The following is a 14,363-nucleotide window of genomic DNA, read 5'->3' on the forward strand; positions in this document are numbered from 1 at the left end:
CATTTCTACTGATTCGTAAGACAAAAGAAACTTGTCTTACTGTTTTTCTTGATCTTCAATTGTTTTCTTAAGGGCATTCCAAGCCAGGGTTGCACACTTGATTCGTTGTGGGAATTTGGCAACACCTGACAAGAAGGCACCATCCCCGAGTTGGTCTTGACGGTCATCCTTTTGACCTTGAACCATTTCAGAAAAGATAGTTGCAAGTTCTAGAATTTCTTGTTTGGTCTTGCCCAAAACAGCATCTGTCATCATACTAGCAGAAGCAGTTGAAATCGTGCATCCTGAATTTAGAAAAGCAATATCTTCCAAACGGTCCTCTGCATCAAACTTGACAGAGAGGTTGATAACATCCCCACAGGTTGGATTATTGAGACTAATTTGCTCAGCATCTTCCAGCTTCCCTTGGTGATGTGGATTTTTCGAATGGTCTGCCACCACTGCCATATAAAGGCTATCTAGTTTAGAAAGTGCCATTGAAAAACTCCTTTGTCTTTTGTAGGGCATCGACTAGCTTGTCACAATCTGCCTTGGTATTGTAGATATAAAAACTTGCACGAGCTGTTGCTGGAACTTCCAAATACTGAAGCAAAGGTTGGGCGCAATGGTGACCGGCACGAACCGCTACTCCTTCATAATCCAGAGCTGTCGCGAGGTCGTGGGGATGAAGGTCACCTAGATTAAAGGCAATGACACCTGAACGTTTAGCCAGGTCTTGCGAACCATAAATGGTTAACCCTTCAATTTCCTGCAATTTTGGAAAGACGTATGCAATCAATTCCTGTTCATGAGATTCAATGGCATCCATACCAATCTTTTCCAGATAATCCACTGCTGCAGCAAGTCCGATAGCACCTGCCATATTTGGCGTTCCAGCCTCAAATTTCCAAGGCAATTCCTTCCAACTAGCAGATTGCTCATAGACGAAATCAATCATCTCGCCACCAAACTCAACTGGTGACATTTGTTCCAGATACTTTTCTTTACCGTAAAGAATACCAATACCAGTTGGTCCAGCCATCTTGTGACCTGAAAAAGCAAAGAAGTCCACATCCAAGTCCTGGACATCAATCTTCATATGGGGCGTAGACTGAGCACCATCCACCACCATGATAGCTCCAACTTGGTGGGCTAATTGCGTGATTTCTTTGATAGGGTTGACCACACCAAGAACATTTGAGGCGTGAGCTAGGGAGACAAACTTGACTTTATCAGTCAATTTAGCGCGCAAGTCATCCATATCCAGAGCTCCGTCCTTGAGATAAACATAGACAAGCTCTGCCCCAGTCTTGCGACAGGCCTCCTGCCATGGAATGATATTAGAATGGTGTTCCATTACTGAAATCAAGACCTGGTCTCCCTCAGTCAGGATTTCCTCAGCGAAGCGTGCCACCCAGTTAAGGCTGGTTGTCGTTCCTCTGGTAAAGAGAACTTCCTTTGTAGAGCCTGCATTGATAAACTTACGAATGGTTTCACGAGCCACCTCATAGGAAGCTGTCGCCCGCTCCGCCAAGGTATGAACCCCACGATGAACATTTGCATTGTCCTGCTCATAATAGCGGTTAATCGTTTCCAGAACTGCTAGTGGTTTTTGTGTCGTCGCGGCATTGTCCAGATAGACCAGAGGTTCATCGTTGACAATCTGGTCCAAAATTGGAAAATCCTTGCGAATCGCTTCTACATCTAACATAGGCTTCCCCTTAGCGTTTTGACAATTTTTCTTCGATAGTTGCAATCATTTCATCACGAACTTCTTTGACTGGAATCTCAACGATAACAGATCCAAGGAAACCACGAACAACCAAGCGTTCTGCAGTTGCCTTATCCAAGCCACGACTCATGAGATAGTACATATCTTCTGGATCAACTTGTCCGATAGAAGCCGCGTGACCTGCAGTAACATCATTTTCATCAATCAAAAGAATTGGGTTGGCATCGGAACGCGCTTGGTCTGAAAGCATGAGAACTCGACTTTCTTGTTGGGCATCTGCTCCCTTAGCGCCTTTGATGATGTGACCGATACCGTTGAAGGTCAAAGTTGCTTTTTCAAGGATAACCCCATGTTGGAGGATATTTCCGATTGAGTTACATCCGTAGTTAGTCACTCGAGTGTCAATCCCTTGTACCTGACGGCCGCTTGAAAGAGCTACGACTTTAAGGTCAGCATGGCTACCATTTCCAATCAAGTCGCTATCAAAGTCCGCAACGACATTTCCTTCGTTCATGACACCGATTGCCCAGTCAATGCTTGCATCGTTTCCTAGTTTACCACGACGGCTAATATAGGCAGTGACATTTTCACCTAAACGGTCAATAGCTGCAAATTTCACTTGCGCACCAGAACGAGCAATCACTTCAACTGTGATATTGGCAGTTGCCTTCGCACTACCTTCACCTCGTGACTCTAGACGTTCAAGATAACTAATCTTAGAATTTTTACCAGCGATAATCATAATATGCTTGTTAAATGGCACATCGCTATCACTGTCTTGGTAGAAAATTCCTTCGATTGGCTCTGTAATCTCAACGTGATCAGGAATGTAGAGTACAGCCCCACTATTGAAATAAGCTGTATGGTAGGCTGCCAACTTGTCGTCATCATACTTAACAGATGACATGAAGAATTCCTCGATAAGTTCTGGAATTTCTTCTAAAGCTGAGTGAAAGTCTGTAAAGACTACTCCTTGTTCAGCCAATTCAACTGGAGTTTGTTCAAAAACAGTCTGCGTTCCTACTTGCACCAGCTTCAAGTGATTATCTAGAACCGTGAAGTCAGGAACATTTGCTGAAGGTTCACTTTCTGTAATGGTTCCATCTCCCAGATTCCAACGGTGAAATTTGACACGCTCAATAACTGGTAATTCCAAACTCTCAATCTTATCAAAAGCTTTTTGACGGAGGTCAGCCAACCAGCTTGGTTCAGCGTGCATTTCTGAAAAAAGTTTAATATTCTCTTTAGTCATTTACTTCTCCTAAAAGATACGAGGGAATTACAATTCTTCCTTGTAGTCGTAGCCAAGTTCTTCAGCTAGTTTTGCGTATCCTTCACGTTCCAAACGGGCAGCCAATTCTGGACCACCAGAAAGGACCACACGACCTTCCATCATCACGTGTACCACGTCAGGAGTGATGTAGTTCAAGAGACGTTGGTAGTGAGTAATAATCATGGCACCGAAGCTTTCACCACGCATAGCATTAACACCTTTAGAAACAACTTTAAGGGCATCAATATCAAGACCAGAGTCAATCTCATCCAAAAGTGCAAATGTTGGTTCCAACATCAAGAGTTGAAGAATTTCATTGCGTTTTTTCTCACCACCTGAGAAACCTTCGTTGAGGTAACGCTCTGCCATTTCTTCTTTCATGTTGAGCAATTCCATTTTCTCGTCTAGTTTAGTGATGAACTCACGAACTGAAATCTTTTCATCATCTTCTTTACCAGCATTCATGGCTGCACGAAGAAACTCTGCGTTGGTAATTCCAGGGATTTCAGATGGGTATTGCATAGCAAGGAAAAGACCCATACGCGCACGCTCGTCTACTTCCAATTCAAGGATGTTTACACCATCAAACAAGACCTCACCTTTAGTAACTTCATAGTTAGGGTTCCCCATGATAGCGGCAGAAAGAGTCGATTTACCAGTACCATTTGGTCCCATAATAGCTGCGATTTCTCCTGTTTTCAGAGTCAGATTGACCCCTTTCAAAATTTCTTTTCCTTCAATCTCAACGTGAAGATCTTTGATCTCTAATACTGACATGATAGTTCCTTTCTTTTTCTGGCCTACTTCCTTTATTTTTAGCGAAATCACTTACATTTCTCTAAAAAATACAAGAAAAGGTCCATAAATATACTCTACTAGTATAACAAAAAAAAGCCTAAAAGGCTTTGATTTTGTTTAGAAGCTAGTGACTAATCCTTGCGGTTTAGGTGCTGATCAATGGCATCTACTATTTTCCCCATTACATAACTTAACCTAAAATTTCGAAAAAGAAGAATGGCCCAAAAGGCTGCCATGAAATAGCGACCCGTCATCCAAGCTTCATTGAAAAAATAAGTCTCAGCAGCGGTAAATAGTGCTATCACGATAAATTGTTGTCTAGTCATAGGATTATTGTACCATGAAATCCACTTTTAGTCTTCTTCGACCATGACTTTATCAGCCAGAAATTCAAATCCTTCTGGAATTAGGCTTTCTTCTTCCGCCTCTTGATCAGCTTGAGAAGACTTGTTTCTAGCTGAAAATGCTGCACGAACCTCTTTCCATTCCTCTAGGGAAATTGCCAGGATTTCAGGTGAAAATCCAGCCGCCTGGCTGAGAATATTGCCAAACATGGTATTGAGGTTATCCCGTTTCATGGTTTGCCCTGCATTGAAATTAGACTCAAAGGCTAAAATAGCATGGTGTTCGTTTGCCGCAACTGGTTGAGAACCAACAAGCAGAGCCTTATCAGGTCCAGCTAAGCTTTCGATCACTTCCCCCCATGCATTCTGGAGGCGAATCAAGTTTTGCCGTGCCAATTCAGGATTTTCAACAGCTTCTTGTAGGATAGCCTGAACCTTATTACGGTCTACTCGATAGACTGTCTTGGAAGTGGCTGGACGGCTAGGGACTGGCGCCACTTGTTTAGGAGCTGTTTCAACATTGGCAAGTTCTTGTTTAAGACGGGCGACTTCCTGTCTCAGTTCAGAAATTTCACTTTCAACAGTTCCCGAAACCGCAGATTCAGGCTTAATCTCAGCTAAACGAATAGTCATCATCTCAGCATAAATCTTAGGTTGCAGGCTAGCTTTCATATCCGCCAAGCTCACAGTCGCTATTCGAATCATTTCAAAGAGACTTTCCTGAGAAAGAGCTAGATTGTCCATAAAAACTGGACTATGATGAGTATTTTCGCCACCTGTCTGAACAACTAGTAGATCACGCAAATACCGCAAGAGGTCCGTCACAAAACGAGTCATGCTCTTGCCATTTTCAAACAAAAGATTCAAAGAATCAAGAGCTTTTGAAACATCCTGCTGAGACAAGGCGGCTACATAGTCATCAAGCGCTGATAGACTAATGGTGCCTGTAATCTCCTCAGAGATAGCTGTAGTTAAAGCATTCCCTTGAGTCAAACTCAAGGCTTGGTCCAGAATAGACAAGGCATCCCGCATTCCACCTTCAGCCCGTCTAGCAATGATTTCCACGGCATCTGGTTCAGAACTGATATGTTCTTTTTCTAAAATATGATGAATATGTGCTGTGATATCTTGCGTTCTAATCGATTTAAACTCAAAACGTTGGACACGCGATAAAATAGTTGCTGGAATCTTGTGCAATTCGGTAGTCGCTAAGATAAAGACAACATTTTGAGTTGGTTCTTCTAGAGTCTTTAAAAGCGCATTAAAGGCTCCCGTAGACAACATATGAACCTCGTCTATGATATAGACCTTATAACGTGCCAAACTAGGAGCATAGGTGGATTTATCACGAATTTCTCGGATTTCATCAACTCCGTTATTCGAAGCCGCATCCATTTCGATAACATCTTCTAAGCTACCTTCTGTCACTGCTTGGCAGATATAGCAGTTATTACATGGTTCTCCGTCCACTTGGTTCGGACAGTTCATAGCCTTGGCAAAAATCTTAGCCACACTAGTCTTCCCAGTCCCACGAGGGCCTGAGAAAAGATAGGCATGACTAATCTTTTTCTGCTCGACCGCTTGTTTTAGGGTTTTAGCCACAACTTCTTGACCTACTAGTTGTGAAAAAGTCTGGCTTCTATATTTTCGATAAAGTGCTTGATACATTAGGCTTTCTCCTCAAACATCGTAAAGTCCCATTCTGTCTTCTCAAGCAAAATAGCGACAAATTGTTCCAAGTAATCGCGGTCAATTGCATTATAATCATCAATAAGTGAAGAATCCAGGTCTAAGACACCCAGCAATTGACCATTCTTGAGCATAGGAACCACGATTTCACTCTTGGCCATACTATCACAAGAAATGTAGTTTGGATAGGTGCTCACATCGCCAACTAAAACAGTCTCTTGAAACTCAGCAGCTTCTCCACAAACGCCTTTCCCAAGCGGAATGCGAATACAAGAAACACCACCCTGAAAAGGCCCTAAAACCAACTCGCTACCATCAAACAGATAAAACCCTGCAAATACAGTATTCGGAAAGCGAGATTTTAGGAGGGCACTAGCATTCGAAAGATTGGCAAGAACATTGCTCTCACCTTCAAGTAAATAAGAGAGTTCCTCATTTAACAATTGATATTGTGATTGTTTTTCTGAATCTAACATAGAACTATTATATCAAAAATGAGAAAGAGACAAAAGAAAAATCCCTTGTTTTAAACAAAGGATTTTGTGATTATCAATTTGATTAAAGTTCGATATCACCAAACAAGTCAGCCATTGAGAATCCTGTTTGTGTTTCTGGAAGTTCGAAATCACGTTTTTCTTGACGTTTTGGACGACGTGGACGAGCAGCACGTTTTTCTTCTTTTTGTCCTTCTTCTTGAGCTGGACGTTCTTCAAGAGCTTTGATAGAAAGAGATACGCGTTCTGCGTCAGCGTTAACATCAAGTACTTTAACAGTAACTTCTTGACCAACAGTAAGAGCTTCTTTTGGATTTTCGATACGTTTGTGTGAAATTTGTGATACGTGAACAAGTCCATCGATACCTGGCAATACTTCAACAAATGCACCGAAGTCAGTCAAACGTTTAACTGTTCCTTCTACTACATCACCTTTAGCCAATTTTTGCTCAACACCATCCCATGGTCCAGGTGTTGTTGCTTTAAGTGAAAGTGATACGCGTCCTTCTTCTTCGTTAAGATCAAGGATCTTCACTTCGATTTCTTCACCAACAGTTACAACTGATTTAGGTGATACGTTACGTTCGTGTGACAATTCAGTCAAGTGAACCAATCCGTCAACACCACCAAGGTCGATGAAAGCACCAAAGCTAGTGATACGAGCAACTTTACCAGTTACGACATCACCAACAGCCAATTTACCGAATACTTCAGCACGAGCCGCTGCAGTAGCTGCTTCAACAACTTCACGACGTGAAAGGATGAAGCGGTTTTCTTTAGGATCAACTTCTTTGATTTTAGCATCAAATTCTTGACCTACGAAACGCTCAGTGTTACGTACGAAACGAGTATCCAACATTGAAGCTGGGATGAATCCACGAACACCTTCAAATTCTACTGAAAGTCCACCTTTAACGGCACGAGTTCCTTTAACAGTAACAACTTCTTCTTCGCGTCCTACAAGTTTGTCCCATGCTTTGCGAGCTTCAAGGCGTTTTTTAGATACAAGGTATGTAACTGTATCAGTATCTTTACCAACTACTTGACGAAGTACAAGAACATCCAATACTTCTCCTACTTTCACAAAGTCATTGATATCTGCATCGCGATCGTTTGTCAATTCGCGAAGAGTCAAGACACCTTCAACACCAGTCCCAGAGATTGCAACGTTAGCTTGAGTCGCATCAACTGTCAATACTTCAGCACTAACAACATCACCAGGCTCAACTTGGCTAACGCTATTTAGCAAATCTTCAAATTCGTTCATCTAAAAAATCCTCCAACAATCAAGTTTTTCCAAACTTGACATACTTATAATTTTTTTCCTAAGCACCCGCAAAGACATGTTCATATCGTTCACGTCTTTCAATTATAAAAATAAAATACCCTAAGATATTTTTCTTTTTATCTTGAATTTATTACCTAAGAACTGGGGTAGCTGGATTCGAACCAACGCATGAGGGAGTCAAAGTCCCTTGCCTTACCGCTTGGCTATACCCCATTGATGAATGGAGAGAGAGGGATTCGAACCCCCGAACCCGAAGGAGCGGATTTACAGTCCGCCGCGTTTAGCCTCTTCGCTATCTCTCCAATGTTTAACGAGAACTATTATATCATGAAATTTTCAATAAAACAAGTATTATTTTGTCAAATTATAGTTTTCAATCAAAATTTCCACAGCTTTTTCAAGTTTTTTATAAAAACTATCGACATTTCCATTCTTTATGATGGCAAATTGGCTATCTAATTCGGCAATTTCCCCAATAACCTTTTTCCCGATCGTCAAAACGTATCCTTCATAACTGTCTTTTCCAACAGTCACTTTTGCATCGGTTAATTGGATTTCAATTTTCTTATCTTTTTTACTCATACTCTACCTCTTTTCACTTTTTCTATTGTACAAGAAAATGCTCAAACTAGCAAGAAAAAACTCCATTTCAGCACTTACAACTGCTATGGAGCTCTTCTTTATTTCATGTCTTTTAGTCCACTTTGACAATCCATCCTTCAGGCGCTTCTACATCACCAAATTGGATACCGGTCAATTCATCATAAAGTTTACGTGTAACAGGACCTACTTCTGTTTCACTATAGAAAACATGGAAATCATCGCCATGTTGGATACCTCCAATTGGCGAAATGACCGCTGCTGTACCACAAGCTCCTGCCTCTACAAAACGATCCAAATTATCAATTGGGACATCGCCTTCAATCGGAGTCAAGCCCAAGCGGTGTTCTGCCAAATAAAGCAAAGAATACTTGGTAATAGATGGCAAGATGGATGGACTCAATGGCGTAACAAATTCATTGTCTGCCGTGATTCCAAAGAAGTTAGCTGATCCGACTTCTTCAATCTTTGTATGTGTAGATGGGTCTAAGTAGATAACATCTGAAAATTGGCGTGACTTGGCCATTTTACCTGGGAGGAGACTAGCAGCATAGTTTCCACCTACCTTGGCCGCACCTGTACCATTCGGAGCTGCACGGTCGTATTCATCCTGAATCAAGAAGTTGGTTGGGACTAAACCACCTTTAAAATAGTTACCAACTGGCATAGCAAAGATGGTGAAAATATACTCTTCTGCTGGTTTAACCCCGATAATATCCCCAACACCAATCAAAAGTGGACGAAGATAAAGGGTTCCACCTGTTCCATATGGTGGGACGTATTCTTCATTTGCACGCACAACTGCTTTACAAGCTTCTACAAACATTTCTGTCGGAACTTGTGGCATCAAAAGACGGTCACAAGTACGTTGCAAACGCTTGGCATTTTCGTCAGGACGGAACAATTGAACACTGCCGTCCTTGGTACGATAGGCTTTCAATCCCTCAAATGCTTGCTGTCCATAGTGGAGACTTGGAGAAGACTCTGAAATATGCAAGGTTGCATCCTCTGTCAATTCTCCTTGATCCCATTGACCATTTTTGTAGTGAGCGATATAACGGTAAGGTAGTTTCATATAAGCAAAACCAAGATTTTCCCAATCAATTGCAACTGTCATGTGTTTCTCCTTTATACTATTCAAACTATGTGTTCTATTCTACACTTTTCTAGTAAAATTTCAAGTATTATTTGTAATTTTCTGAAAATTTTTCAACATAAAGAAATCAGCCCTCTGGACTGATTCTTTTTACGAATTTGTTTTGTCCTCTTTAAAGACTTCTTTGAGGTAAGCATCGAAAACTTCCTCATCTGAAATCGTGTCTGAAATAAAGCTTCCATTGCTAGTACGTTCTGACAAGTTGAGGTCTTGCAATCGGCTTTCATAGATTGTTCCCTTGTTCGATTGGACAAGTAACGTTTGGTCGTTTTCTTCTACTTCTGTACTAAAAAGATCACCAACGAAACCTTGCTCTGCAACTGCTCCAGCCAAGAAGACACGGTGCGGTTTGTTTTTCAACTCACGCAAAACTTGTAGGCCTCGTTTGGCACGGCTGGTCGCTGGAATTTCCTCAATGGAAACGCGTTTCAAGCTTCCACGTTGGGTCAAGAGGTAGAAGGATGAGGTGTTACAGATAAAGGCTGCCTGAAGCGCATCATCTGCTTTCAGGTTCATAGCCTTGACACCTGCAGCCTTGGCACCGACAACGGGAACCTCTTCGATATTGAAACGAAGGGCATAACCATTTTGACTAATCAAGAGTACATCATCAAGTCTAATCGGAGCCACTGCTACAATTTGGTCTGTCTCGTCTTTGAGCTTAGCATACTTGACAGACTTCGACTTGTAGGTCCGCCATGGAGAGAATTCTTTGCGTTCTACGCGCTTGATTTGACCAAGTCGAGTTGCTGCAAAGTAGGTTGTCGCATCATCAAACTGATCCACTACTTCTGCATAGAGGATTTCTTCGTTAGTTTCAAAGTTTGTAATCGTTTGGCTCAAGTGCTCTCCGATGTCCTTCCAGCGAATGTCTGCCAATTCATGGATTGGTCGATAGATGACATTCCCAAGAGTTGTGAACATCAAGAGGTGCTGGGTTGTCTTGGCAGTTTGCACAAAGATCAAACGATCATCATCACGCTTGCCAATTTCTTCCAGAGTGGATGCCGCAAAAGAACGTGGGCTAGTACGCTTGATATAGCCTGCCTTAGTCACGCTGACATAGGTATCTTCCTCGGCAATCAAACTAGCTGTGTCAATCTCGATTACTTTTGCTGTATCTTCCAAAGTACTCAAACGTGGAGTCGCAAATTTCTTTTTAACCTCACGGAGTTCTTTCTTCATGAGATTGTACATAGTCCGTTCGTCACCGATGATCGCCGCGAGCATTGCAATCTTCTCACGAAGTTCTGCTTCTTCTTCCTGCAAGACAACCACGTCTGTATTGGTCAAACGGTAAAGTTGTAAGGTCACGATAGCTTCAGCCTGCTCTTCTGTAAAATCATAGCTGACCTTGAGGTTTTCCTTGGCGTCAGCCTTATTCTCAGAAGCACGGATAAGGGCAATGACTTCGTCCAAAATCGAAATCACGCGAATCAAACCTTCAACGATATGCAGACGTTTCTCAGCCTTTTCCTTATCAAAGCGGGAACGTGCCAAAATCACTTCACGACGGTGGGCGATGTAGCTAGACAGGATTGGGACAATTCCAACTTGACGAGGAGTGAAATTATCAATCGCTACCATGTTAAAGTTGTAGTTGATTTGTAAGTCGGTGTATTTGAAAAGATAGTTGAGAACAAGCTCGGTATTAGCGTCTTTCTTGAGTTCGATAGCAATGCGAAGACCGTCACGGTCAGACTCATCACGAACCTCAGCAATCCCCGCTACTTTGTTATTGACACGAACATCATCGATTTTCTTGACGAGATTAGCCTTATTGATTTCATAAGGAATCTCAGTGATAACGATTTGCTCCTTACCGCCTTTTAGCTTTTCAATCTCCGTCTTAGAACGAACAACCACGCGCCCTTTCCCAGTTTCATAGGCTTTCTTGATTTCATCACGCCCTTGAATGATAGCCCCTGTAGGGAAGTCTGGCCCAGGCAAGAATTCCATGAGTTTGTCCACCTTGGCTGTCGGATGGTCAATCATGTAGACTGTCGCATCGATAACCTCAGCCAAATTATGGGGAGGAATGTCTGTGGCATAACCAGCCGAAATTCCAGTCGAACCATTAACCAAGAGGTTTGGAAAGGCTGCTGGCAAAACCGTCGGTTCTTTCTCGGTATCGTCAAAGTTCCAAGCAAAGGGAACTGTCTTCTTTTCGATATCTTGAAGAAGATAACCAGCAATCTCAGACAAACGGGCCTCGGTATAACGCATAGCAGCAGGCGGATCCCCGTCCATAGAACCGTTGTTACCATGCATTTCAACTAGAATCTCACGGTTTTTCCAGTCCTGAGACATACGGACCATGGCATCATAGATAGAAGAATCTCCGTGTGGGTGGAAATTCCCCATGATGTTACCGACAGACTTGGCTGACTTACGGTAGCTCTTATCAAAAGTATTGCCATCTTTATTCATAGAATAAAGAATACGACGTTGAACCGGCTTCAAGCCATCACGAATATCTGGCAAAGCCCGGTCTTGAATGATGTATTTGGAGTAGCGACCAAAGCGCTCTCCCATGATGTCCTCCAGGGACATGTTTTGAATGTTAGACATAGGATACTAAGCCCGTAAAATGCAAAGTGAAAATAGGAAATTATTGCAGTGAGCGATGCTCACAAGAGAATTTATTTTTTTCACACAGCATTTAGGGCGTGTTCAACTCCTTTCAAAGAATGTAGAGTATGTGTAATGATAAAAGGATGTAGAAAGGATTAGTCCCGTGTTCAGTTACGATAAGTAACCAAACGACCCTTTCTGTAGTTTAAAATACGTTGCTTAAGTATTTAGCGATTAGGAAGTTTCTCCTCAGCATACTTAATCATCTTCTCCGCCACTTCCTTATCGTAGGCAAAGCCTATCTTTCGAGCAAGGATTTGAGCTTCTCTGTGGAAAAGTTGCATCGTAGCAAACAATGACTGAGTAAGTTTCTCTACACTTGAAAAATCAAGTAGAGCTGAGAATTCCTTCTCTTTCTCTGTAGGTAAATACTGGAAAAGATACTTGTAGTTCTTGCCGATATCGACCTCTCCCCTATCACTTGCGACCTGCCAAGCAAAGACTTTTAACAACTCTTGCTGACAAATCCCGTAGAGATGATTCGTGGCATAGATGGCTTGCTTGCGACAAATCCCTTTAACCACATAGGCTGACACCCACCAAAATTCATTGCAGGCTTTGTCAAACTCTATTGCACTAGCTGGGCTTGTCCAGTAACGTTGAGGACTTGGAAAGTAGGGTTCAAATAAACCCTTCTTATCTTCTAAAACGGTGAACCCTGCTTCACTATCTACCCACTCTTGAATATGGTCTTTGGGGCAGAGGGTCAAATCAATCCGATTGCCATCTTCAAAGAGCATGAGATAGAGGTGGCGATGGTCAAGTACGTTATGCTGCTCAATCATGCGCTTGCCAAACTGATCCAGCCAAGACAAGTCTGAAATTAGGTTTTCAAGATTATCAACAAGATAAACAACATCATAGTCTTGAAATTCATCTTTTGGTGCTTTTGTATCCGTTCGTGAACCAGACATGGCGACAGCCTCGACTTGTAAAGTTTTAGCAGTCTGTGAAATCAACCTCAGCATTTGCGCTTCACTTCTATGTTGTCTGCACATATCTTTTATAGAATTATTTTTCATTGCCGTCTAGCTCCTCTTGTTTTTGGATGCCTCGTATTCTTTTTATCTCAAGTTCGCCTACGATCAATTGGATAGTTGAACAAATCCCCAAAACGATTAAAATAAAATAAAACAAATTCATATCGTTTCTATGATATATTTGAAAGCTTCTCCATAATACAAAAGTATTTACTAATGAAAGAAGGAAAAGTAAAATAGCATTAAATAGGAGTGTTATAGCAAACTTACTCTTAAAATACCTATAATGTTTTCCAATCCGATAGAGAGTATATAGTGAGAAAACAATCATCAAAGGTGTGTAGGCAAGTGCATAAAATAAGATAAACCCTATTCCTGAGTATGGTTTACTTTCCATGGGTAGATCTAATAGACAGATACCAATAGTGAGGATGTTCAATATAAACAAGGATACTGTGCGAGCACACTCTTTTCTACCTTTATTGGTCATTAAATCATATATAATTCCAAAAATGGCCAAGAGAACAAGGAAAAAAGGCATCATTAATAACGTAATCAATCCAGCACCTCCAATAGTTTTAGCGATTGTTTACCTACAAAAGATAATCATCACCTTTACTTGAACTTTACAACTCCCCTGTCTGGTATAGGTTATACCCTTAAAGAAACAGGTCTGAGTAAGGTCATCCGTCAGATTATTGAGGAGGAGATACTTGAGTTCTTACCAGCGTCAACTTTTAAAGTTTTAACTGTCCCTAAAATCAGTCCAAGTATTTCCTGATCTGTTCTCATATTTCACTTCTTCATCACTTAGAGCTGTTTGAAATTATTTTTCATTATAAATCGTAAACCATTTGCCATCTCTGACATAATCTAAGCAATTAATCACTATACCCAACCAAAAAGTATTCTGTGTCTTACTGATTTCGTTTGGTGTAATGGAGATAGAGAGGAGGAAGATAGGAAACAAGAATCATCAAAATCATTACCAAGAATGTCAACAGATGGATCTGAACTAAATTTACCACATACCATCCCAGAATACCTACAGATAGGGGGCCTAAAACATAAGATAGGAAAATCAAAAAAGCCTTCCACCGTTTCTCCGGATAGACGTAACACAATCGAATAAGTGTGTATACTAAGGCTCCTGCTATCAAAGGAAAACCAATAAACAGCATAATAGCAGTCGCTACTAAAGCACTGGATTCTGAGGAATCCATATTAAATAAAAGCATCAAGATCATAAATAAAGTAAATACAATCGGTGCGTATAATCCTTGGAAACTTTTTTTTCGACTGTTAATGTAGAATGCAAGAATAGCCGAGGGTAAAGAAACTAAGAAAATCAAACCCAAGTAACTACCAAAAATCGAATGTCCTGAATCAACCATTA

The 14,363-nt window shown here is 41.4% G+C and carries 14 protein-coding genes and 2 tRNA genes; all 16 read right to left on the bottom strand.

Annotated elements, in window-relative coordinates:
* Positions 1-36: 36 nt before the first annotated feature.
* A complete protein-coding gene (sufU, locus tag FD735_RS06030; RefSeq protein ID WP_001218475.1) occupies positions 37-477 on the bottom strand; it encodes a Fe-S cluster assembly sulfur transfer protein SufU in 441 nt (146 codons plus the stop codon).
* Entirely contained in the window at positions 464-1,690 is a 1,227-nt protein-coding gene (locus FD735_RS06035; RefSeq protein WP_139658741.1) for a cysteine desulfurase, read from the bottom strand. The genes sufU and FD735_RS06035 overlap by 14 nt, the downstream gene beginning before the upstream one ends.
* A 10-nt stretch (positions 1,691-1,700) precedes the next feature.
* Positions 1,701-2,963 carry a Fe-S cluster assembly protein SufD gene (sufD, locus tag FD735_RS06040; protein ID WP_139658742.1) on the bottom strand — a complete coding sequence of 421 codons (1,263 nt, stop codon included), beginning with the start codon at positions 2,961-2,963 and terminating at the stop codon, positions 1,701-1,703.
* A 27-nt stretch (positions 2,964-2,990) separates the two neighbouring features.
* Positions 2,991-3,761 carry a Fe-S cluster assembly ATPase SufC gene (gene sufC / locus FD735_RS06045; protein ID WP_045615100.1) on the bottom strand — a complete coding sequence of 257 codons (771 nt, stop codon included), beginning with the start codon at positions 3,759-3,761 and terminating at the stop codon, positions 2,991-2,993.
* 152 nt (positions 3,762-3,913) lie between these two features.
* Entirely contained in the window at positions 3,914-4,108 is a 195-nt protein-coding gene (locus FD735_RS06050) for a DUF3272 family protein (RefSeq protein WP_000198269.1), read from the bottom strand.
* A 27-nt stretch (positions 4,109-4,135) separates the two neighbouring features.
* Positions 4,136-5,794, bottom strand: a complete 1,659-nt coding sequence (dnaX, locus tag FD735_RS06055; protein WP_139658743.1) for a DNA polymerase III subunit gamma/tau — start codon at positions 5,792-5,794, stop codon at positions 4,136-4,138.
* Positions 5,794-6,291: a GAF domain-containing protein gene (locus FD735_RS06060; protein WP_071851957.1), complete on the bottom strand. Its 498-nt coding sequence runs from the start codon at positions 6,289-6,291 to the stop codon at positions 5,794-5,796. Before FD735_RS06060 ends, dnaX begins: the two co-directional genes overlap by 1 nt.
* Positions 6,292-6,373: 82 nt before the next feature.
* Complete coding sequence (rpsA, locus tag FD735_RS06065) at positions 6,374-7,576, bottom strand: 30S ribosomal protein S1 (protein WP_001001617.1); 1,203 nt, start codon at positions 7,574-7,576, stop codon at positions 6,374-6,376.
* 162 nt (positions 7,577-7,738) lie between these two features.
* Positions 7,739-7,810: transfer RNA gene (locus FD735_RS06070), tRNA-Gln, on the bottom strand.
* Positions 7,811-7,818: 8 nt separating this feature from the next.
* Positions 7,819-7,899 (bottom strand) — tRNA-Tyr (locus FD735_RS06075).
* A gap of 49 nt (positions 7,900-7,948) precedes the next feature.
* Positions 7,949-8,179 (bottom strand): DUF2969 domain-containing protein, encoded by a 231-nt coding sequence (locus FD735_RS06080; RefSeq protein ID WP_000037107.1) that lies wholly within the window; start codon positions 8,177-8,179, stop codon positions 7,949-7,951.
* Between the two features lie 112 nt (positions 8,180-8,291).
* The gene (locus FD735_RS06085; protein ID WP_000214925.1) at positions 8,292-9,314 is read right to left on the bottom strand and encodes a branched-chain amino acid aminotransferase; all 1,023 of its coding nucleotides are present in this window, start codon (positions 9,312-9,314) and stop codon (positions 8,292-8,294) included.
* Positions 9,315-9,443: 129 nt separating this feature from the next.
* Positions 9,444-11,924, bottom strand: coding sequence for a DNA topoisomerase IV subunit A (gene parC, locus FD735_RS06090; protein ID WP_139658744.1), 2,481 nt, complete (start codon positions 11,922-11,924; stop codon positions 9,444-9,446).
* 230 nt (positions 11,925-12,154) lie between these two features.
* Positions 12,155-13,009, bottom strand: a complete 855-nt coding sequence (locus FD735_RS06095) for an aminoglycoside 6-adenylyltransferase (protein WP_139658745.1) — start codon at positions 13,007-13,009, stop codon at positions 12,155-12,157.
* A complete protein-coding gene (locus FD735_RS06100; protein WP_139659107.1) occupies positions 12,999-13,511 on the bottom strand; it encodes a hypothetical protein in 513 nt (170 codons plus the stop codon). Before FD735_RS06100 ends, FD735_RS06095 begins: the two co-directional genes overlap by 11 nt.
* Before the next feature lie 373 nt (positions 13,512-13,884).
* Entirely contained in the window at positions 13,885-14,361 is a 477-nt protein-coding gene (locus tag FD735_RS06110) for a hypothetical protein (RefSeq protein ID WP_080976179.1), read from the bottom strand.
* Positions 14,362-14,363 lie beyond the last annotated feature (2 nt).

This window comes from Streptococcus sp. 1643 (genome assembly GCF_006228325.1).
In the GTDB taxonomy this organism is placed as follows: domain Bacteria; phylum Bacillota; class Bacilli; order Lactobacillales; family Streptococcaceae; genus Streptococcus.